We start from the raw sequence: 18,541 nt of genomic DNA, 5'->3' as shown, positions 1-18,541 counted from the left end.
GCACATTGATGAGATATACAAATTCTGAACAAGCGATGGAAAAGGCGGAAGAACTTATGCCAGGTGGCGTTAACAGCCCCGTACGAGCATTTAAATCTGTAGATACACCAGCTATATTTATGGATCATGGTAAAGGATCTCGTATTTATGATATAGATGGAAATGAATATATTGACTATGTATTAAGTTGGGGACCGTTAATTCTAGGTCATCGTAACGAACAAGTAATCAGCAAAATCCATGAAGCCGTTGATAAAGGTACAAGTTTCGGTGCTTCAACTCTCCAAGAAAATAAATTAGCTGAACTCGTAATTGAACGTGTACCTTCTATTGAAAAGGTGCGTATGGTTTCTTCAGGTACAGAAGCAACATTAGATACGTTACGTCTCGCACGTGGTTATACAGGACGTAATAAGATAGTTAAATTTGTAGGTTGTTATCATGGACACAGTGATTCACTATTAATAAAAGCAGGTTCAGGTGTAGCAACATTAGGACTACCTGATTCACCTGGTGTGCCAGAAGGTATTGCTAAAAATACAATTACTGTACCTTACAATGATTTAGATGCAATTAAAGTTGCCTTTGAAGAATTTGGTGATGACATTGCTGGTGTTATCGTAGAACCTGTAGCAGGCAACATGGGCGTTGTGCCTCCTGTTGAAGGATTTTTACAAGGATTAAGAGATATAACAAATGAATTTGGTTCATTGTTAATCTTTGATGAAGTAATGACAGGCTTCAGAGTAGGGTATAACTGTGCCCAAGGTTATTACAATGTAACACCTGATTTAACTTGTTTAGGTAAAGTTATCGGTGGTGGATTGCCTGTTGGTGCAATTGGTGGTAAAAAAGAAATCATGGATAAAATAGCACCGACTGGTGATATCTATCAAGCTGGTACATTATCAGGTAACCCATTAGCAATGACGAGTGGTTATGAGACGTTAAGTCAATTAACGCCTGAATCTTACGATTATTTCAATCGTTTAGGTGATTTATTAGAAGAAGGACTAACTGAAGTATTTGCGAAACATAACGTGCCAATTACGATTAATAGAGCCGGTTCAATGATTGGTTATTTCTTAAATGAAGGGCCTGTTACCAACTTCGAACAAGCAAATGAAAGTGACCTTGAATTCTTTAGTCAAATGTACAGAGAGATGGCTAAAGAAGGTATATTCTTACCACCTTCACAATTCGAAGGTACTTTCCTTTCGACTGCTCATACGGAAGAAGATATTAAACAAACAGTACAAGCATTTGATCGAGCTTTAAGTAGATTAGTATAATCAACTTCAGTGCCCATGCATAAATTTTGCATGGGTACTTTTTTGTGATTAAATGCACATTGGAGCGTGACGATAAAGACGAAAGATGTGAGGACATGAAGATGCGATTAAAGAATAATATTATTGTATTCATTTTAGCACTTGTGATTAGTTTAATATTAAATGCTGTGCATATGTTACTACCATTTATGTTCGGACCTATCATTGCCAGTATTATTTGTGTAAAAGTTTTCAAAATGAAAGTAGAGTGGCCTCAATCCTTAGGTTTACTAGGTATGATATTACTAGGTGTACAAATTGGTTCAACATTTACTAAAAAAGTTATCCTCGAAATAAAGGATGATTGGTTATCAATTGTTTTCATTACCTTGATGCTATTAACCCTATCGATGATAATTGCATACTTCTTTAAGAAAATTGCAAAAGTAAATTATGAAACTGCAGTTTTAAGTGTCGTGCCCGGCGCCCTAAGTCAAATGTTGATTATGGCCGAAGAAAATAAAAAAGCTAATATTATGGTAGTGAGTTTAACTCAAACTTCTAGAATTATATTCGTAGTTATTTTAGTACCTTTAATATCATTTTTCTTTAAAGATTCAGGGTCCGGAAGTGCTGGAGCATCATCCGTGAAACCATTAACTCAAATGTTATCGCTTCCTAATGTAATAATATTAATTGTTGCAATTGCGCTTGTTTATTATATTATGGATAAGATTAAATTTCCTACTAAGCAATTGCTGGCACCGATTATAGTACTCATCGCGTGGAACTTAATTACAGGTATTAACTTTAAACTAGATAACTTCCTTATAGCAGGTGCACAAATTATTTATATGATTAGAATTGGTATCCAAATATCTAAATTGTTAGATCAGATGAAAGGCCGTGTCGCAGTAGCAATAGCTTTTCAAAATATATCATTAATATTGTTGTCATTTATCATGGTATTGATTATTTCAACATTTACGAAACATCCTATCAATGAATTGTTCTTAGGTGCAGCCCCTGGAGGAATGAGTCAAATTGTTCTTGTTGCAATAGAAACAGGAGCGGATGTCGCCCGAATTTCTAGTTATCACATCTTTAGAATATTCTTTATCCTATTCGTAATAGCACCATTAATCAGTTATCTCTTAAAATATTTAGCAAAATTAGATCTTCAGAAAGAAAAAAACGAAGAATCACAAAGGTGAAAATTCATATATAAATAAACTGTCGATTAACTACAATGTTGATCGACAGTTTTTCTAGAATAAGATATTTTCAATTTGAATGTTATATAGTTTGGTTGTTTGGATTATGAGGACAATCACGTAAGTGGGCGTTATATAAACCTGCTGCTTCTAAAAATGAAAATACTGTAACTGGACCTAAGAATTTAAAACCGTAACTTTTAAGTTTTTTAGATAAACGTGTTGCTCGTTCATCTACCGTAATACGGTCGCTTGAATGAATATACCCCATGTCTATTGGTTCATCATCTACGTATGACCATAGAAACTTACTAAAACTTCCATAATCTTCCTCAATTTTAAAATAACCTTTAGCTTGACTCACAATCGCTTCCAATTTCTTACGATTATGAACGATATTTGGAAATTCCATAAGTGCGTCTATATCACTCTCTGTCATCTGTGCAATTTTTTCTGGTTGAAAATCATGAAAGGCTGCTTCATAAGATGCTTTCTTTTTTAAAATAGTTAACCAAGATAAGCCTGCGTGTTGGGATTCAAGTGCTAATAATTTAAATAATTGATGACTATCATATAATGGTTTGCCCCAAACTTCATCATGATATTTTAAATAAACAGGATCTTTAGTACCAAAAGCGCATTCATTCATTTTTATTCCTCCTGTGGATTGACTTATTTTATTATCCATTATACTATAAATGATGAAAATGAATAATGTCGATTGGGAAGAGTAAATAGAGTTGAATTTCACAGAGAGTGCATATAGGCTGAGAATGTACATTTTACTTTGTTGAAGGTAGCCCAGAATAATCTTTGATTGAACGGCTGTGGAGAGTAAACAGTTAAAGTAGATGAAAGCGTGATTGAGCGTTAATCATAAATTAAGTGCTCGAGATGCATATTTCACATCTTGAGAATTTAGGTGGTACCACGGAATATCCGTCCTATATGATTTAGGACGGATATTTTTATATTTAAGGAGGATGTTGTAAATGGAGATGAAACCAAAGTATAACCCGAGCGAAGTTGAATCGGGTCGCTATGACCAATGGGTTAATAATGGTTATTTTGAAGCGGAAGGTAGTCAAACTAAAGAAACATATACGATCGTAATCCCACCTCCAAATGTGACTGGTAAATTACATTTAGGACATGCATGGGATACGACTTTACAAGATATCATTACACGTATGAAACGTATGCAAGGTTATGACACTTTATATTTACCTGGTATGGATCATGCAGGTATTGCGACTCAAGCTAAAGTTGAAGCTAAGTTAAACGAACAAGGTATTTCACGACATGATATTGGCCGTGAAAAATTCTTAGAACAAGCATGGGATTGGAAAGAAGAATACGCACAGTTTATTCGCAGTCAATGGGCTAAACTAGGATTAGGTTTAGATTATAGTAGAGAGCGTTTCACATTAGATGAAGGTCTTAGTAAAGCAGTTAAAAAGGTCTTTGTTGATATGTACAACAAAGGATTAATTTATCGCGGAGAATATATTATTAACTGGGATCCTCATACACGTACTGCATTATCTGATATCGAGGTTATTCATGAAGATGTACAAGGGAAATTCTATCACTTTAAATATCCTTATGCCGATGGTGATGGATTTATTGAGATTGCTACAACACGCCCTGAAACTATGTTAGGGGATACAGCTATTGTAGTTAACCCAGATGATGAGCGCTATAAAGATGTTATTGGTAAAAAGGTTATTTTACCTATCGTTGGGCGTGAATTACCAATTTTAGCAGATGAATATGTCGATAAAGAATTTGGTAGTGGTGCAATGAAAGTGACACCTGCACATGATCCAAATGATTTCGAAATAGGTAATCGTCATGACTTAGAACGCATCGTAGTTATGGATGAATCTGGTAAGATGAATCAACACGCTGATAAATATGAAGGTATGGATCGATTTGATTGTCGTAAACAACTTGTTGAAGACTTAAAGGCTGAAGATCTTGTTATAAAAATCGAAGAACATGAACATTCTGTCGGACATTCTGAACGTTCTGGTGCGATTGTCGAACCTTATTTATCAACACAATGGTTCGTTAAAATGAAACCACTTGCCGAACAAGCACTCAATAACCAAGATACTGATAACCGTATAGACTTTGTTCCGCAAAGATTTGAAAAGACTTTCAACCGTTGGATGGATGAAATAAGAGATTGGACGATTTCACGTCAGTTATGGTGGGGTCATCAAATCCCTGCATGGTATCACAATGAAACTGGTGAAATGTATGTAGGAGAAGAAGCGCCATCAGATATTGAGAACTGGACACAAGATGAAGATGTACTTGATACTTGGTTCTCAAGTGCTCTATGGCCGTTCTCAACTTTAGGTTGGCCAGATTTAGATAATGAAGATTATCATCGTTATTTCCCAACAAATGTATTAGTTACAGGATATGACATCATCTTTTTCTGGGTAGCTAGAATGATTTTCCAAGGATTAGAATTTACTGGGCAACGTCCATTTAATGATGTGTTACTACATGGCTTAGTACGTGCAGAAGATGGACGTAAAATGAGTAAATCCCTTGGAAATGGCGTTGATCCAATGGATGTTATTAATGAATATGGTGCAGATAGTTTAAGATACTTCCTAGCAACTGGTTCTTCACCAGGTCATGATTTACGTTATTCAACTGAAAAGGTTGAATCCGTATGGAATTTCATTAATAAAATATGGAATGCGGCACGATTTAGCCTCATGAACATTGGCGAAGAGTTTAAAGTTGAAGATGTTGATTTATCAGGCAACTTGTCATTAGCAGATAAATGGATTTTAACGCGATTAAATGAAACAATAAAAACAGTAACTGAGTTAAGTGATAAATATGAATTCGGCGAAGTTGGTCGTGCACTATATAACTTCATTTGGGATGAATTCTGTGATTGGTATATTGAAATGAGTAAGATTCCAATGAATAGTGATGACGAAAGTCAAAAACAAGTCACGCGTTCCGTATTAACTTATGTATTAGATAATACGATGAGAATGTTACATCCATTTATGCCTTTCGTAACAGAACAAATTTGGCAGAATCTTCCACATGAAGGTGACACAATTGTCAAAGCAGCTTGGCCACAAGTTAATGACGCGTTAGTTTTTGATGAAAGTAAGGAAACAATGCAACATCTAGTTGAGATTATAAAATCTGTAAGAACATCTAGGTTAGAAGTGGATACACCGTTATCTAAAGCGATACCTATTTTCATCCGTGCGAAAGATAGCAATATTAAACAAACATTAAATGACAATTCAAACTATATTGATCGTTTCTGTCATCCAAGTGAATTAACAATAGATACAGAAATCGACATTCCAGAAAAAGCTATGACTTCTATAACAACGGCGGGAGAAGTTGTGCTACCATTAGAAGGGCTCATAGATATGGATAAAGAGATAGCTAGATTAGAAAATGAACTTGTCAAATGGGAAAAAGAATTAGACAGAGTAAATAAAAAATTAGCGAATGAAAACTTTGTAAATAAAGCACCTGAAAAAATTATTAATGAAGAACGTGAGAAAAAACAAACGTATCAAGAAAAATATGACGGTGTTAAATTACGAATTAATCAATTAAAAGCATAGGAGTCGTAGAGATGAATTACCTAGACAGCTTATATTGGATACATGAACAAACTAAGTTTGGTGTGAAACCTGGTGTGAGACGTATGGAATGGATGCTCCAACGTTTGAATAATCCTCAAGAAAAGATCCGTGGTATTCATGTAGGTGGAACAAATGGGAAAGGTTCTACCGTTGCATACTTAAGAACTGCATTAGTAGAAAACGGATATCAAGTTGGAACATTCACTTCTCCATTTGTTGAGATTTTTAATGAACGCATCGGATTAAATGGAGAACCTATTTCTGATGATGCCATTGTCGAATTAGTGAAACATGTCAAGCCTGTCAGTGAAGCATTAGTACAAGAAACAGAATTAGGTTCAGCAACTGAATTTGAAATTATTACCACGATGATGTTTTTATATTTTGGAGAAATACATCCAGTGGATTTTGTCATAGTTGAAGCGGGTTTAGGCATAGCAAATGATTCTACAAATGTGTTTAAACCGATACTTTCAATACTTACAAGTATTGGTTTAGATCATACTGAAATTTTAGGAAATACATTTGCGGATATAGCTAGAGACAAAGGTGAAATCGTGAAGACAGAGACACCTGTAATTTACGCTGTTAAAAACGAGGATGCCTTAAAAATTATTCGAAATAACGTTGAAGAAAGAAATGCGATAGGTATCGAGTTAGATAGAGAAATTAGCGTTATTTCCGATGATGAAGAATTCACTTATCGTTACAAAGATTATGAACTTGAAAACTTATTACTAGATATGAAAGGTGAACACCAAAAAGAAAATGCAGCATTAGCAATAACAGCACTTATTGAAATGTATGAATCTAATATAGTAGATTTAGATTTTAATAAGATGATAAATGGTATAGAATCTGTAAGTTGGATAGGTAGAATTGAACAAGTTAAGGAAGAACCAATCATCATTTTAGATGGTGCACATAATGTAGAAAGTGTAGAAGCATTAACAGATACATTAAAAAAATATTATAAGATAGATAACATAGATATACTATTTTCAGCTATTCAAGGTAAACCATTACATGAAATGTTGGATCAACTTACTACGATTGCCTCAACGATGTATATTACTGAATTTGATTTTCCAAAGGGTTTAACAAAGGAAGAAATATACGAAGAATTACAATATGATGATAAAGAAATCATTTATGATTATGTTGACTTTATTGAAAACTATAACGGCGAAGGTTTAATAATTACGGGTAGTTTATATTTTATTAGTGACGTTAAAACTAAGGTTAAATTTTAATTATTTGCATCTAAGTTAATTAATATATTTTGTTTTGCTGGAAGGAGAAGTTTAATTTGAATAAAGACATTAAGTATCCACAATTGAGGCTATTGATTGATGTCATCGGTTCATTAGCAGCAGTAGGCTTTGTAATTATGATGGTATTCGGTAGTTATTTTAAAAATGACACAACTGGTTTTGAATTAGGAATCAATTTAACAGGAGAACTTATGCCAGTATCTATGACATTTTTAAGTATTGTAATTATTTGTGCGGTAGCTTCTATCGTCTTGCAAAGAATTAAATAATCCGGCTTTTTATGCAAAAGAGAGTGGACAGTAATCGAATTTTTAATGGAAAATTCGTGGTCACACCTAAATGAAAAAAGTCTGAGACACCTATTTTTGTCTCAGACTTTTGTTTTATTTATTTACGTATTCTGCAATTGCATCTCTTAAAAACTGCGTACCACCCTTAACGTGTTTATCATAATATGCAGTAAATCGTTCGTCTGCGATATACATTTCGGCTAACCCGAGATGTGCCTCTTTCGTGTATCTTGGCCAAGTGTAAGTCAGCCATTGACGATGCTTATCAGCGAGTAATTGCGCCTCTTCTGAAGTTGGGTCTTGTGTTTGATATGCATCTGCGAGTAATTCTAGTATTTCATGCTCTAATTGTTTAAATTGTTGGAAGTCTTTCTCGGACATTCCCATAACTTTCGCATTGCTCTTATCAATCATATCATTACCATATTTTTCTCTTATTTCATCCCCGTAAAGTGCTTCATTTTTATCAATCATGTCTTGTTTAAATCCTTCAAATTTTTCGTTATCATTCATAGTTACCTTTCCTTTATGGTAGGCTAGCGTTTTTTCAATTGTCGTGAGTATTTGGTCTAAACGATCTCGTTTAGCGGTTAATTTACGATGTTGTTCATCTAATGTTTCAATTTGGTTATACGATGGTTCGTTTAGTAATTTTTTTATCTGTTGTAGTGATAAATCTAATTCTCGATAAAAAACAATCTGTTGTAATACATCGACGTGTGTAGTTTGATAAATACGATAACCTGCTTGATTAATTCTTGATGGTTTGAGTAAATCAATTTCATCATAATAACGTAACGTACGTGGACTTACACCTGAAATTTTAGCTAGTTCACTAACTGTGTACTCCATAACATCACCTCCTACAATTGCAATATAAACTATGACGTAACGTAAACCTCAATACTAAAATAGCATATTTTTATACTAAGCATGTTTTTAATAATATTTGCTATTGTATATTGTTCAGTGGTAAGTTTTATGTAGATTAACTAAGGGTCAATAGGGGGATTATAAATGAATTCGTTAGCAAAAATTACAGCCCATGGGAAATATGTTCCGTCTAAAGTAATGACGAATGAAGATTTTGAAAAAATTGTAGAAACTTCTGATGAATGGATACAACAAAGAACCGGTATTAAAGAACGTAGAATTACTGCTGATAACGAATACACGAGTGATATGAGCTATCAGGCAATTTTAAATCTCAAAGAGAAGTACAATGTAGATTTAACTGATGTAGACATGATTATTAACGCAACAATGACACCCGACTATAAAACGCCAAGCGTAGCAGCATACGTACAAGCTAGACTTGGACTTAAACAATGTGGTTCATTAGATATTAATGCAGCCTGCGCAGGTTTTGCTTATGGATTGAATATAGCGAATGGGTTGATTACTTCTGGACAACATAAAAAGGTATTAGTGGTCGGGGCAGAGGCTTTATCAAAAATTACCGATTATAAAGACAGAAATACATGCATTTTATTTGGTGATGGTGCAGCAGCATTTTTAGTAGAATATAGTGAAGATGAAACGAGTTTCATCGCGAGTAGCACAGGTACTGATGGTGAAAAAGGGAAATATCTCTATAGTACAGATCTATCTAATAAGATGTTTGACGAAGACATGGAAAATCCTGGGTATATCGTACAAAATGGTCGCGGTGTATATAAATGGGCAGTTACTAATGTGCCACAAGTTATTCAAAACACATTATCTCAAACTGAATATAGTATAGATGATTTAAATTGGTTTGTACCACATAGTGCGAATGCACGTATGATTGAAGCAATTTGTAAAAAGTCTGGTATCAGTTATGACAAAGCATTAATGAGTTTACAATATTTTGGAAATACCTCTTCTGCAACGATACCTCTCGCAATTGATTTAGCAATGGAGCAACAAAAGTTAAATAAAGGAGATTTAATGTTGCTCGTTGGTTTTGGTGGAGGATTAACTTACGCCTCTACTTTGATAAAATGGACGATTTAATAATACTTAAGTATAGAATTTAGAATATCAATTTCTAGCATTAAGCCCATCAAAGTTTCTGCAAACTTGATGGGCTTAAATTATATCGATAATTAGTTTTGACTTTGCTCGCTTACCTAGGGGGCTGGGTCGAGCCTCGGTCTCGACACACATCCTGCTCCCTCTGGTGTCTCGCAAGCAACATCACTTTTTATATATGATTATTATAAAATATGACAATTACGTAAATTATAAAGTACAACCTCACCAATTTAACGACTTGTCTTTAAATTAAAAGTTTTAACAACTCTCAATTAACTCTACCAATGGTAACTGAAATGATACCACACATATTGAGAAACATTTAGTAGAAACGATTCCAGAAAAAATTTAATATTTTCTATGGTGCTGCCTCTTATCAACTTAAAGCGATGTAAAATCATATTTTATTTAAAGATGTTTGTGTAAATATACAAATAATGATATCATTAAATTAGTTAGGTACCTAACTAATTAGGAGGCAGTTTTCATGAAAGATTTTTATTTATACGATAGTCCTTCTTTTAAAAGACTTAAAAATTTACGACAAGATTATCCAGAGTTAGATCCGAATTCTGTAATGCTTTATTTAGAGTTACAGAAAACTTATAAGTTAATGAAAGAAAAGCACGATAATTTAATGCAACAGTACGAAATATCAGATGCAAAATTTACAATTATGATGTTATTAACTAAAGAACAAGATATGACATTAGCGCCATCACAATTATCAAAAAAGATAGGAAGTAAAAAATCTACTATTACTGGCATTTTAAAAGGGATGGAGAATAAAGGTTTAATTCAAAGAAAGTTATATGAAGAAGACAAAAGAACTAATTATGTACAGCTTACGAAAGAGGGATTAACTGTATTAAAAAAAGTTTTACCAGAAAATTATGAATTAGTATCTAGTATGTTTGAAACTTTCACTTCAGAAGAAAAGGAGACTTTTTATAATTTAATAAGCAAGTTAAAAAATAAATTATTAAAGGATGAGGAAAATGAAGAAGAAAATTGAATTATTAGAAACATATTTAAGTTTGTATATTAACCATCATGAAGTTTTAGAAGATATGGAAAAAGACGGGAATAAATATAAAGTTATTGACGTAAGAAATGCTCCAAAAAAAGTAAAAAAAGATAAAATAAAGAATTCTATTGAAATACCTGCCAAAGAATTGAAAGAGCAGTTAGATACATTATCTAAGGATTACATTTATGTCGTATATGATTGGACAGGTGGCACAATACTAGGAAAGGTTGCACTACTAGAATTATTGAAGAACGACTTTGAAGCTTATGAATTAGCTGGAGCACTTGAGGGATGGAAAGGTATGAACCTCCCACTTGAAGAAGTTTAAGTAATTAAAATAAAAAAATGAGTGAATGTGATGAAAAAAGTTTTGGATGATTTTAGTTCTTATCAATTTATAAAATATGTACTGTCTTATATGGAGATAGATAGTATAGATAGCCCTACTAAAGAAAGATATAACGTTGAATATGAAGCATTTCAATTTTCTGTTCAAAACACAACCTTTAAAAGTCGGTTAGCAAAACAGACACCTAAGAAAAAAGGGTATTTTGTCGCAATATGGCACAAAAACAAGGACAATGTAAATATTCCATTTCATTTCGAAATCATGCAAGACTTTTTAGTGATTAATATATTAGATAAAAACTATAAAGGACAGTTCATTTTTCCGAAAGAACTTTTAAGACACAAAGGCCTCATTACTTCAAATAAACACAAGGGTAAAATGGCATTTCGTGTGTATCCATCATGGGAAACAAATTTAAATAAAACTGCCAGCCAAACGCAAAAATGGCAACTACAATATTTTATAGATATGTCGGAAGAAATGGATTTCATAAAAATGAAGAATCTGTATTTTAATAAATTTTAAAATCGAAAAGAGGCTATAAAATTGAAAATAGCAACATTTCTTATATTAGACCAATATGCTGAATGGGAAGCAACGTATCTAAGTGCAACTTTGAGCAAGAGTGATGAGTGGGAAATACGAACAATCTCAACTCATCAACAAGTTAGGTCAATAGGTGGGTTTAATACGTTAGTAGATTATACATTAGAAAATGATCCTGGTGATGAAGCGTTACTTGTGTTAGTTGGTGGAGATAGCTGGAATATTGAGGACCCTACTGTGACAGAAAAAGTAAAGGATGCTTTTGATAAAGGCATTGCCATTGGGGCAATTTGTGGGGCAGTCGATTATTTAGCACGTTATGGCTTTTTAAATCAATATATTCATACGGGTAACGATCAATCTTTGTGGTCTAATTATGTTAATTATCAACCTGACAAACATTTTGTGTCTCAACAATCAGTTGCGGATGGCAATCTTGTTACTGCTAATGGAACTGCTGCGCTATCATTTACTCAAAAAGTGTTACAATTAGTGAACTTTGATACAACTGAAAATATAGAAAAGCTGACGTATCTATATCAAAATGGCTTCTATCGTTATTGCGAAAAGTATGGTAATCCATATATGTAATATTTTCGTAATGTAAGACAATTATGCATTTTTACTACAAAAATATTTCATAACTGGGACAGTTAAGCACTGAAATTGACCATTTAATGAATTTAATGTCATTAATTGAAAAAAATGATAGAATTTAAATTACATTATTGTTACAACTATGACATGTATTTTACATTCAATAATAAATGACATGTTAATATTAAAAAATTGGTGTGATTCAGTGGAAAGCCCGATATTATTAAAAAGGTTATTGATACCTGTGTACTTTATATTAGTATTTTTATTATTTTTACTTTTTTGTGTGCATATTAAGACAGAGGTATTTGCAATTTATGTTTTGATTTTTATGTTATTTGGTTTAGGTATTGCTTCCATTATTTATAACTATAAAATCAAGCAGTGACAAATAAATAATAAAACCTTCCTTAGGTTTAAAAAAGGCTGGCATAGATTATGTGCCAGCCTTAAATTTATGTTGTAATCCCTATAAACATGTGTAGGAATACATAGATTATGCTTCATACGGTAAACAAATTTCAATATTCAACCTATATTGTATTAAATAATGAAGACAACTAAAATAATTACAATTAATAAAATTGATATCCAAATGACTATATCTTTAATCTTTCCGTGAAGGACTTCAGGTAACATTAGTAAAATAACGCCTAGGATGACAAGTGTTTTTGACAAATAACTTAAAAAGTTAGGGCTGGGCGTTACTGTGTCCCCAATAATAAGTAAAATAATAGCTAAGATAAAAACATATTTTGCGAAAGAACTAAGTTTTTTTAATATTAATTTGCTTTGATCTTTCATTAATAGCCTCCTACAGGTAATTATGTCTTTTTTAGCGTATCATAATGGTACTTTTTCTAATAGTTAATTTATTAAATTAATATCGTTTATTTGACATAAGAATAATGTTTTATTTTAAGATAATGTGATAGTATTTAAAAAAGGGAGGCAAGGAAAAATGTCAGATAAAAAATTCCCAAAAGATGCGATGCGTGTCTTGAAAGAAACGAGTCGTACATTCTATATACCCATTACATTTTTGGAAAAGGAATTAAAACATTCAGTTGCGTCAGCATATCTTATCATGCGTGCGATTGATGAAATTGAAGATCACGAAGATGTTGATAATGACACTAAAAATAAAATATTATTACAAGTCAGTGATTTATTAAAACATTCATTTGATGAAACGCGTTATCAAGAAATATTGAGTCCTGTAAAAGAAAAAATGCCGGAGGTTACTATACGGTTAGGCGATTGGATTGATGCTTGTCCTGATCAAACAGTGTCAATCGTTACGGAATATTCTAGTGAGATGGCTGAAGGCATGGCAAAATGGGCTAAAGCAAATTGGAATGTTCGTACCCGTGAAGAGTTAGACGATTATACATATTACGTGGCAGGCCTTGTCGGAGTGATGTTGTCCGAGTTATGGGAGGTTTGTGCAGGAGAAAAAACAGATCGTGAACTTGCGATTGGTTATGGTCGAGGACTACAAGCCGTAAATATTTTACGCAACGAAGAAGAAGATTATGAGGAACGTGGTGTAAGTTTTGTTCCAGACGATATGAATCGTGATGATTTATTTAAATATGCCGAGGACAATTTGGCGAAGGCTGATGAATATATGACTATGGTACATAAACGCAGTATAAGACTTTTCTGTAAATTACCATTAGCGTTAGCTCATAAATCTTTAAAAGCAATGAAAGATGGACGTGAAAAGATTTCTCGTCAGGAAGTAGAAGAAACAGTAGAAGAAGTAAAAAAAGATTAAATTAATTTTAAGTGGAACTCAGAACTGATCACGGTCATGAGTTCCATTTTTTTGTATTAAAAGTATAAAATTATAAAAGTTTTTAGGAATATGATAATTTTGTTAAGTTTATGATTTATACGTGCTATACTTAGTACGGAGGCGTTCTGATGATTTATATATTATTATTTTGTCCTGTTCTCTTTAGCTTTTTATATCAATTTTGTGAGGTAGAAGATTTATCGTTAAAATATTTATTTCGTCGATCTACATGTGATTATTGTCATCAACCGTTAGGTTTTACTAGTTTAATACCTATTTGGAGTTTCATCCAACTTAGAGGTCGTTCCATTTGTTGTCACCAACGCATTTCAAGAACATATTTGATTGGTGAATTATTCGCACTTATTCCTATAATTTTTTTTTATTTCACTTTTCCTATCAATTCCACTTCTTATTTACTTACATATTTATTTTTACTCACTTTTGCAATCTATGATTTTAAAACTTTCACCTTACCATTACATGTCTTTATTGTATTTAGTTTCTGTGTGTTTTATTTAATTTCAGGTGAGTGGTTATTTTTTATCTTAGTAACGCTTTTATCACACTTATTTTATTTTCTTTGTCATAAAGGTATAGGATATGGTGATATTTTAATATTTTCTATCTTATCTTACATACTTCCATATAACACGTTAGTTATTATGCTTTTATTAACAAGTATTTTAGCCACTATTTTTGGGCTCTATTACCATTTGTGTTTACATCAGAAAAATAAAAAAATACCATTGTTACCATTTGTATTTATAGCTTTCAATATTGCTATACTATTTTAAACAAGGAGATGAAACATCATGAGAATCAATGAATTGGCAGATTATCAAAAGCCAAAAGAACGCATGCTTAATCATGGTGCCTCTGAATTGTCTCATGCTGAATTGTTAGCAATTCTAATTAATACAGGGCGAAAAGGATATTCAAGTTTAGACATTGCACATGAATTATTGAGATCAGTCAGTAATTTAAAGGAATTAAAGTCACTTTCATTAAATGATCTAAATCAAATCAAAGGAGTAGGAGTATATAAAGCATTAACATTAAAGGCGGCATTTGAACTTGGGGAGCGTATGCATTCAGGTAGTGTTGAAGAAAAGGTTCAAATCAATTCACCAAAAGATGTCGCTAATTATATGATGGCTAAAATGGAGCATTTAAAACAGGAACAACTTGTAGTGTTATTTTTAGATGCTAAAAACGTTGTGTTTAAACAAAAGATAATATTTATTGGTACATTAAATTCTTCAATTGTGCATCCTCGTGAAATATTTAATGAAGCCATTAAACAATCTAGTCATTCAATAATACTCATTCATAATCATCCTTCAGGAGAGGTCACGCCTTCTAATGAAGATATCGAGACAACAAAAAGACTCATCCAATGCGGTGCAATCATAGGTATTGAGATTTTAGATCATATTATTATAGGGGACCATCAATATCTAAGTTTAGCTGAAGAGGGATATATTGATTGAAATTTTGAAATAGATAGACAGAAATCGAATTTTCTGACAGAGGTTTCGTAGCCACTTTTAAATGATAAAGAGTCTGAGACAATTATTTTTGTCCCAGACTCCTACAGATATAGTGGGTTTTTAATTTGAATAGTAAAGATTATTTAAACGTTGAGACAATTAGATACTAGATTTCACATCATAAATTAACTGATTGATATCTACATTGAAATAATCTAGCGCGTATAATGCACCTTGATAAGCTAAATAAAGGCATAAAAGTACAAGACCTATATATATTAAAGCTCTTATAATCGAAACGCTAACTCTAAATAATAAAATAACTAAGAGTGCGATAAGTATGATAGTTAGCACGCTCATGATATATTCACTCCTTTATGTATATCATACAGTTTACAAGACCAATTGACATCGGTCTATGGTAATGTTTGAATTACGCCCATAGACTGATGTAGTTATATACTTATAGAATTTATAATATGATAGTATATTAGAAATGGAGGGTGGTTCATGCGTTTTATATTTAGGTTAATAAAGAATATTATTGCTATCATTGCGATATTGATGATTGTCTTTTTCGCTATGAGATACGCACCAGTTTTAAAAGATCAAGCATGGAACCCAGTTCATAATGAAGAACCATCTATGAATAAGAACGCACCAAACTCACAAATGACCGGTGGCGAAAGGTATACGGTCGAAGATAATGATTTATTGAATAATGTACCATTGAGCCAAGTTAAAAATGTGTTCAATTTTATTGATAAGAGAGAGTTTATGTCAGTATCTGGCATAGGACGTATGGGGTATAATGATAAATATTTAGCAGGCCAAAGAGATGATAAATTTATTATATATAAATTTGGTTCAGATTCTATCAGAGTATATAAAACTGAAATTGAAATGCAACAAGACTTAAATAAAATGGGTCAAAATATTGAGTTAAAACCACCATCAAGCTTTGAGTAACACATTTGAATTATACTATAAAATGCGTTAGCCTTAATACAGTAAATTATTAAAAGGTTGGTGTGTAATGATGAGTGAAAAATCTAGCGAGAAAAAAGCTGATGAACAAGCAAAAGCACAAAATCTATTTGCACGTTGGCGTAAAGATGAAACTTTATATAAAGAAGATGAAAAGGATTCAAACGAATCTAAAGAAACAGATGAATCTAAAGAGGATAATAAATAATATTTTATTAACCAAAATTACAATTTTTCAGATAGCTTAAGAAAGATGGTTTCTCTAACAAGAGACAGCCATCTTTTTTTATTGCAAAATAAAGTGCAACGGTAATCGAATTCGAATCCATTGGTCGAGGGTTAAAGAAATGGTATACTTTGATAGCGTGAGGTAAGTTGAATTTAGAACAAATTTAAACAAGTTATATTTGTTATTCATGCTTGTATTATCGCTAATAGTAATCATATTGATAATATTAATATACATATTTATATTTTTATGGATACATAAATGGTTTTATTTGAAAATTTTTCACATCAAATTATCAAATATAATTTCAAACAATTTTGATATTCATAAATATGGTTAGTGCTTTATTTCATAAGATAAGTAATATAAAATAAGAACAGAACATAATAAGATGGTTAATTGAGGTGTTTAGGTTGTCAAAGTTTTTTAAAAATAACAAAGCGGTTGTTATTTTATGTGCAATCATTCTTTTTATAGCGTTGATTGAGATGTCGTTACGTTCTCAATCACAATCACCAGTTGAACAATATGTGGGTGACTCAGTTTCCTTAGGACAGAGGGTAGTTAGTTATCCTACGCAATTTATCGCTGGTTCAATCGGCAATTTCTTTAATAATGATAAAGATTCTAAAGATGAGTCTGCAAAGTTAAAAAAACTTGAAGCCGAAAATGAAAGATTGAAAGCTGATAACAAGAAATATAAAAAGGAATTGAAAATTGATGATATTTCAAAATATGAGCCGATATCAAGTACAGTTTTGGCAAGAAATCCTGATCAATGGATGAACAAATTAGTAATCAATCAAGGTGCTAAAAATGGAATAGATAAAAATATGGCCGTAATGACTTCGAAAGGTTTAGTAGGTCGTATCACAAAGGTCAACCAATTCTCCTCTCAAGTTGATTTAATTACTACGAAAGCACGTTCCAATCGTTTATCTGTAAACATACAACATAAAGGTAAGAATGTGTTCGGTTTAATCGATCATTACGATTCTAAAAATGAAGAGTTAGTCATTTCAGATGTCGATAATAAAGATAAAATCAAAAAAGGGGATAAAGTTGTTACAAGTGGTTTAGCTGATCAACTTCCAAAAGGTATTTACATAGGTGAAGTTACTAAAGTTCAAAATGACGAATATGGTTTATCAAAACAAGTCAAAATAAAAACAGCAGCTGACTTATCAGATTTAAATCATGTATATGTCGGAAAGAGAGATCCTGATACATTACCAAAAGAAGAAAGTGGGGACAAGTAATGCGTACGTTATCCTACTTCTTAATTGGTTTAATATTATTTTACATTGATACGATTATTGGTTTAGTCATACCAATGCAAATCAATGATAAAGCAATCATCTTTGTACCACATTTAACATTAATGTATCTTTTAATGCTATGCATTTATCGTAGTTTTGGTGTATCTATTGTATTATCTATTATCTTGGGATTAATGGCAGATTTATATTTTGGAAGTTTTTATGGGTTATATCTATTTGGATATATATTACTCGTAGTGATGATGGACTTTTTCTTCAAAACATTTTATAGAGATCATGGAATGATATTTATAGTAGTGTTATTTGGAACTATGGTTTTTGAAGTATACAGTGGTGTTATTTATAGTATTTTAGGTATCGTTGATATGAACGTAGTCAATTTCATATTATTTAGAATGATTCCAACATTTATCTTGAATTTTATTTTATTATTGATTTTATTTCCAATTATCAAGAAATTTACATCGAAAATGCAATTCAAGATTGACAGTAAGAATAGCTGATGCTAAAATGCAGT

Annotated in this window: 21 protein-coding genes and 1 other annotated feature; of the genes, 17 read left to right on the top strand and 4 right to left on the bottom strand. The window is 32.1% G+C overall.

The window, feature by feature from the left end; genetic code table 11:
* The first annotated feature begins 8 nt into the window (after positions 1 to 8).
* Positions 9 to 1,292: a glutamate-1-semialdehyde 2,1-aminomutase gene (gene hemL, locus QQM35_RS09475; protein ID WP_251942815.1), complete on the top strand. Its 1,284-nt coding sequence runs from the start codon at positions 9 to 11 to the stop codon at positions 1,290 to 1,292.
* A 95-nt stretch (positions 1,293 to 1,387) separates the two neighbouring features.
* The gene (locus QQM35_RS09470; protein ID WP_251520047.1) at positions 1,388 to 2,485 is read left to right on the top strand and encodes an AbrB family transcriptional regulator; all 1,098 of its coding nucleotides are present in this window, start codon (positions 1,388 to 1,390) and stop codon (positions 2,483 to 2,485) included.
* A gap of 82 nt (positions 2,486 to 2,567) precedes the next feature.
* Here QQM35_RS09470 and QQM35_RS09465 read toward each other — a convergent pair whose 3' ends face one another.
* Positions 2,568 to 3,134: a DNA-3-methyladenine glycosylase I gene (locus QQM35_RS09465; RefSeq protein ID WP_251520050.1), complete on the bottom strand. Its 567-nt coding sequence runs from the start codon at positions 3,132 to 3,134 to the stop codon at positions 2,568 to 2,570.
* A gap of 59 nt (positions 3,135 to 3,193) precedes the next feature.
* Positions 3,194 to 3,435, top strand: a binding site (T-box leader).
* 42 nt (positions 3,436 to 3,477) lie between these two features.
* On the opposite strand from QQM35_RS09465, the gene QQM35_RS09460 reads away from it, so the two are divergent.
* Genes QQM35_RS09460 through QQM35_RS09450 form a run of 3 tightly spaced genes read left to right on the top strand, consistent with a single transcriptional unit; the run spans position 3,478 to position 7,672 of the window.
* On the top strand, positions 3,478 to 6,108 hold the full coding sequence (locus QQM35_RS09460) for a valine--tRNA ligase (RefSeq protein WP_251520066.1): 2,631 nt from the start codon (positions 3,478 to 3,480) through the stop codon (positions 6,106 to 6,108).
* 11 nt (positions 6,109 to 6,119) lie between these two features.
* A complete protein-coding gene (locus tag QQM35_RS09455) occupies positions 6,120 to 7,382 on the top strand; it encodes a folylpolyglutamate synthase/dihydrofolate synthase family protein (RefSeq protein ID WP_342610359.1) in 1,263 nt (420 codons plus the stop codon).
* A gap of 56 nt (positions 7,383 to 7,438) precedes the next feature.
* Positions 7,439 to 7,672, top strand: coding sequence for a hypothetical protein (locus tag QQM35_RS09450; RefSeq protein ID WP_251520072.1), 234 nt, complete (start codon positions 7,439 to 7,441; stop codon positions 7,670 to 7,672).
* A 114-nt stretch (positions 7,673 to 7,786) separates the two neighbouring features.
* Here the strand turns inward: QQM35_RS09450 and QQM35_RS09445 are convergent, their stop codons facing one another.
* Positions 7,787 to 8,545 carry a MerR family transcriptional regulator gene (locus tag QQM35_RS09445; RefSeq protein ID WP_251520075.1) on the bottom strand — a complete coding sequence of 253 codons (759 nt, stop codon included), beginning with the start codon at positions 8,543 to 8,545 and terminating at the stop codon, positions 7,787 to 7,789.
* A 165-nt stretch (positions 8,546 to 8,710) separates the two neighbouring features.
* Between QQM35_RS09445 and QQM35_RS09440 the strand changes: the two genes are divergently transcribed.
* The 5 genes from QQM35_RS09440 (at position 8,711) to QQM35_RS09420 (ending at position 12,228) form a co-directional block, all read left to right on the top strand.
* Positions 8,711 to 9,691 carry a ketoacyl-ACP synthase III gene (locus QQM35_RS09440; RefSeq protein ID WP_251942817.1) on the top strand — a complete coding sequence of 327 codons (981 nt, stop codon included), beginning with the start codon at positions 8,711 to 8,713 and terminating at the stop codon, positions 9,689 to 9,691.
* Positions 9,692 to 10,199: 508 nt separating this feature from the next.
* On the top strand, positions 10,200 to 10,727 hold the full coding sequence (locus QQM35_RS09435) for a MarR family winged helix-turn-helix transcriptional regulator (RefSeq protein ID WP_251520081.1): 528 nt from the start codon (positions 10,200 to 10,202) through the stop codon (positions 10,725 to 10,727).
* A complete protein-coding gene (locus QQM35_RS09430) occupies positions 10,702 to 11,070 on the top strand; it encodes a rhodanese-like domain-containing protein (RefSeq protein ID WP_251520084.1) in 369 nt (122 codons plus the stop codon). The genes QQM35_RS09435 and QQM35_RS09430 overlap by 26 nt, the downstream gene beginning before the upstream one ends.
* A gap of 30 nt (positions 11,071 to 11,100) precedes the next feature.
* On the top strand, positions 11,101 to 11,616 hold the full coding sequence (locus QQM35_RS09425; protein WP_342610357.1) for a MepB family protein: 516 nt from the start codon (positions 11,101 to 11,103) through the stop codon (positions 11,614 to 11,616).
* 21 nt (positions 11,617 to 11,637) lie between these two features.
* Positions 11,638 to 12,228: a DJ-1/PfpI family protein gene (locus QQM35_RS09420; protein WP_251520087.1), complete on the top strand. Its 591-nt coding sequence runs from the start codon at positions 11,638 to 11,640 to the stop codon at positions 12,226 to 12,228.
* A gap of 549 nt (positions 12,229 to 12,777) precedes the next feature.
* Here QQM35_RS09420 and QQM35_RS09410 read toward each other — a convergent pair.
* Positions 12,778 to 13,038 carry a hypothetical protein gene (locus QQM35_RS09410; RefSeq protein ID WP_251520093.1) on the bottom strand — a complete coding sequence of 87 codons (261 nt, stop codon included), beginning with the start codon at positions 13,036 to 13,038 and terminating at the stop codon, positions 12,778 to 12,780.
* A gap of 157 nt (positions 13,039 to 13,195) precedes the next feature.
* Between QQM35_RS09410 and QQM35_RS09405 the strand changes: the two genes are divergently transcribed.
* The 3 genes from QQM35_RS09405 to radC all read left to right on the top strand — a co-directional run bounded on the left by QQM35_RS09405 (position 13,196) and on the right by radC (position 15,528).
* Complete coding sequence (locus QQM35_RS09405) at positions 13,196 to 14,014, top strand: squalene/phytoene synthase family protein (RefSeq protein ID WP_251520095.1); 819 nt, start codon at positions 13,196 to 13,198, stop codon at positions 14,012 to 14,014.
* Positions 14,015 to 14,163: 149 nt separating this feature from the next.
* A complete protein-coding gene (locus tag QQM35_RS11465) occupies positions 14,164 to 14,832 on the top strand; it encodes a prepilin peptidase (RefSeq protein ID WP_418128721.1) in 669 nt (222 codons plus the stop codon).
* A gap of 18 nt (positions 14,833 to 14,850) precedes the next feature.
* A complete protein-coding gene (gene radC, locus QQM35_RS09400) occupies positions 14,851 to 15,528 on the top strand; it encodes a RadC family protein (protein WP_251942821.1) in 678 nt (225 codons plus the stop codon).
* Between the two features lie 159 nt (positions 15,529 to 15,687).
* Here the strand turns inward: radC and QQM35_RS09395 are convergent, their stop codons facing one another.
* A complete protein-coding gene (locus QQM35_RS09395) occupies positions 15,688 to 15,888 on the bottom strand; it encodes a hypothetical protein (RefSeq protein WP_251520101.1) in 201 nt (66 codons plus the stop codon).
* 150 nt (positions 15,889 to 16,038) lie between these two features.
* Between QQM35_RS09395 and QQM35_RS09390 the strand changes: the two genes are divergently transcribed.
* From QQM35_RS09390 to mreD, 4 genes are all read left to right on the top strand, one after another.
* Positions 16,039 to 16,497 (top strand): DUF4930 family protein, encoded by a 459-nt coding sequence (locus QQM35_RS09390; protein ID WP_251520104.1) that lies wholly within the window; start codon positions 16,039 to 16,041, stop codon positions 16,495 to 16,497.
* A 70-nt stretch (positions 16,498 to 16,567) separates the two neighbouring features.
* Complete coding sequence (locus QQM35_RS09385; protein WP_342610355.1) at positions 16,568 to 16,723, top strand: hypothetical protein; 156 nt, start codon at positions 16,568 to 16,570, stop codon at positions 16,721 to 16,723.
* Between the two features lie 434 nt (positions 16,724 to 17,157).
* Complete coding sequence (mreC, locus tag QQM35_RS09380; RefSeq protein ID WP_342610354.1) at positions 17,158 to 18,003, top strand: rod shape-determining protein MreC; 846 nt, start codon at positions 17,158 to 17,160, stop codon at positions 18,001 to 18,003.
* Positions 18,003 to 18,527, top strand: a complete 525-nt coding sequence (gene mreD, locus QQM35_RS09375) for a rod shape-determining protein MreD (RefSeq protein ID WP_251520110.1) — start codon at positions 18,003 to 18,005, stop codon at positions 18,525 to 18,527. The genes mreC and mreD overlap by 1 nt, the downstream gene beginning before the upstream one ends.
* Positions 18,528 to 18,541 lie beyond the last annotated feature (14 nt).

Origin of the sequence: Staphylococcus hsinchuensis (genome assembly GCF_038789205.1) — a bacterium.
GTDB lineage: Bacteria > Bacillota > Bacilli > Staphylococcales > Staphylococcaceae > Staphylococcus > Staphylococcus hsinchuensis.
Note: the sequence above shows the minus strand (reverse complement) of the source record. Positions and strands in the feature narration are given on the sequence as shown.

What these genes read in the sequence shown, in the direction of transcription:
- hemL (WP_251942815.1), top strand. Translation starts at nt 9, where the DNA reads ATGAGATATACAAATTCTGAACAAGCGATGGAAAAGGCGGAAGAACTT.
- QQM35_RS09470 (WP_251520047.1), top strand. Translation starts at nt 1,388, where the DNA reads ATGAAGATGCGATTAAAGAATAATATTATTGTATTCATTTTAGCACTT.
- QQM35_RS09465 (WP_251520050.1), bottom strand. Translation starts at nt 3,134, where the DNA reads ATGAATGAATGCGCTTTTGGTACTAAAGATCCTGTTTATTTAAAATAT.
- QQM35_RS09460 (WP_251520066.1), top strand. Translation starts at nt 3,478, where the DNA reads ATGGAGATGAAACCAAAGTATAACCCGAGCGAAGTTGAATCGGGTCGC.
- QQM35_RS09455 (WP_342610359.1), top strand. Translation starts at nt 6,120, where the DNA reads ATGAATTACCTAGACAGCTTATATTGGATACATGAACAAACTAAGTTT.
- QQM35_RS09445 (WP_251520075.1), bottom strand. Translation starts at nt 8,545, where the DNA reads ATGGAGTACACAGTTAGTGAACTAGCTAAAATTTCAGGTGTAAGTCCA.
- QQM35_RS09440 (WP_251942817.1), top strand. Translation starts at nt 8,711, where the DNA reads ATGAATTCGTTAGCAAAAATTACAGCCCATGGGAAATATGTTCCGTCT.
- QQM35_RS09435 (WP_251520081.1), top strand. Translation starts at nt 10,200, where the DNA reads ATGAAAGATTTTTATTTATACGATAGTCCTTCTTTTAAAAGACTTAAA.
- QQM35_RS09430 (WP_251520084.1), top strand. Translation starts at nt 10,702, where the DNA reads ATGAGGAAAATGAAGAAGAAAATTGAATTATTAGAAACATATTTAAGT.
- QQM35_RS09425 (WP_342610357.1), top strand. Translation starts at nt 11,101, where the DNA reads ATGAAAAAAGTTTTGGATGATTTTAGTTCTTATCAATTTATAAAATAT.
- QQM35_RS09410 (WP_251520093.1), bottom strand. Translation starts at nt 13,038, where the DNA reads ATGAAAGATCAAAGCAAATTAATATTAAAAAAACTTAGTTCTTTCGCA.
- QQM35_RS09405 (WP_251520095.1), top strand. Translation starts at nt 13,196, where the DNA reads ATGTCAGATAAAAAATTCCCAAAAGATGCGATGCGTGTCTTGAAAGAA.
- QQM35_RS11465 (WP_418128721.1), top strand. Translation starts at nt 14,164, where the DNA reads ATGATTTATATATTATTATTTTGTCCTGTTCTCTTTAGCTTTTTATAT.
- radC (WP_251942821.1), top strand. Translation starts at nt 14,851, where the DNA reads ATGAGAATCAATGAATTGGCAGATTATCAAAAGCCAAAAGAACGCATG.
- QQM35_RS09395 (WP_251520101.1), bottom strand. Translation starts at nt 15,888, where the DNA reads ATGAGCGTGCTAACTATCATACTTATCGCACTCTTAGTTATTTTATTA.
- QQM35_RS09390 (WP_251520104.1), top strand. Translation starts at nt 16,039, where the DNA reads ATGCGTTTTATATTTAGGTTAATAAAGAATATTATTGCTATCATTGCG.
- QQM35_RS09385 (WP_342610355.1), top strand. Translation starts at nt 16,568, where the DNA reads ATGAGTGAAAAATCTAGCGAGAAAAAAGCTGATGAACAAGCAAAAGCA.
- mreD (WP_251520110.1), top strand. Translation starts at nt 18,003, where the DNA reads ATGCGTACGTTATCCTACTTCTTAATTGGTTTAATATTATTTTACATT.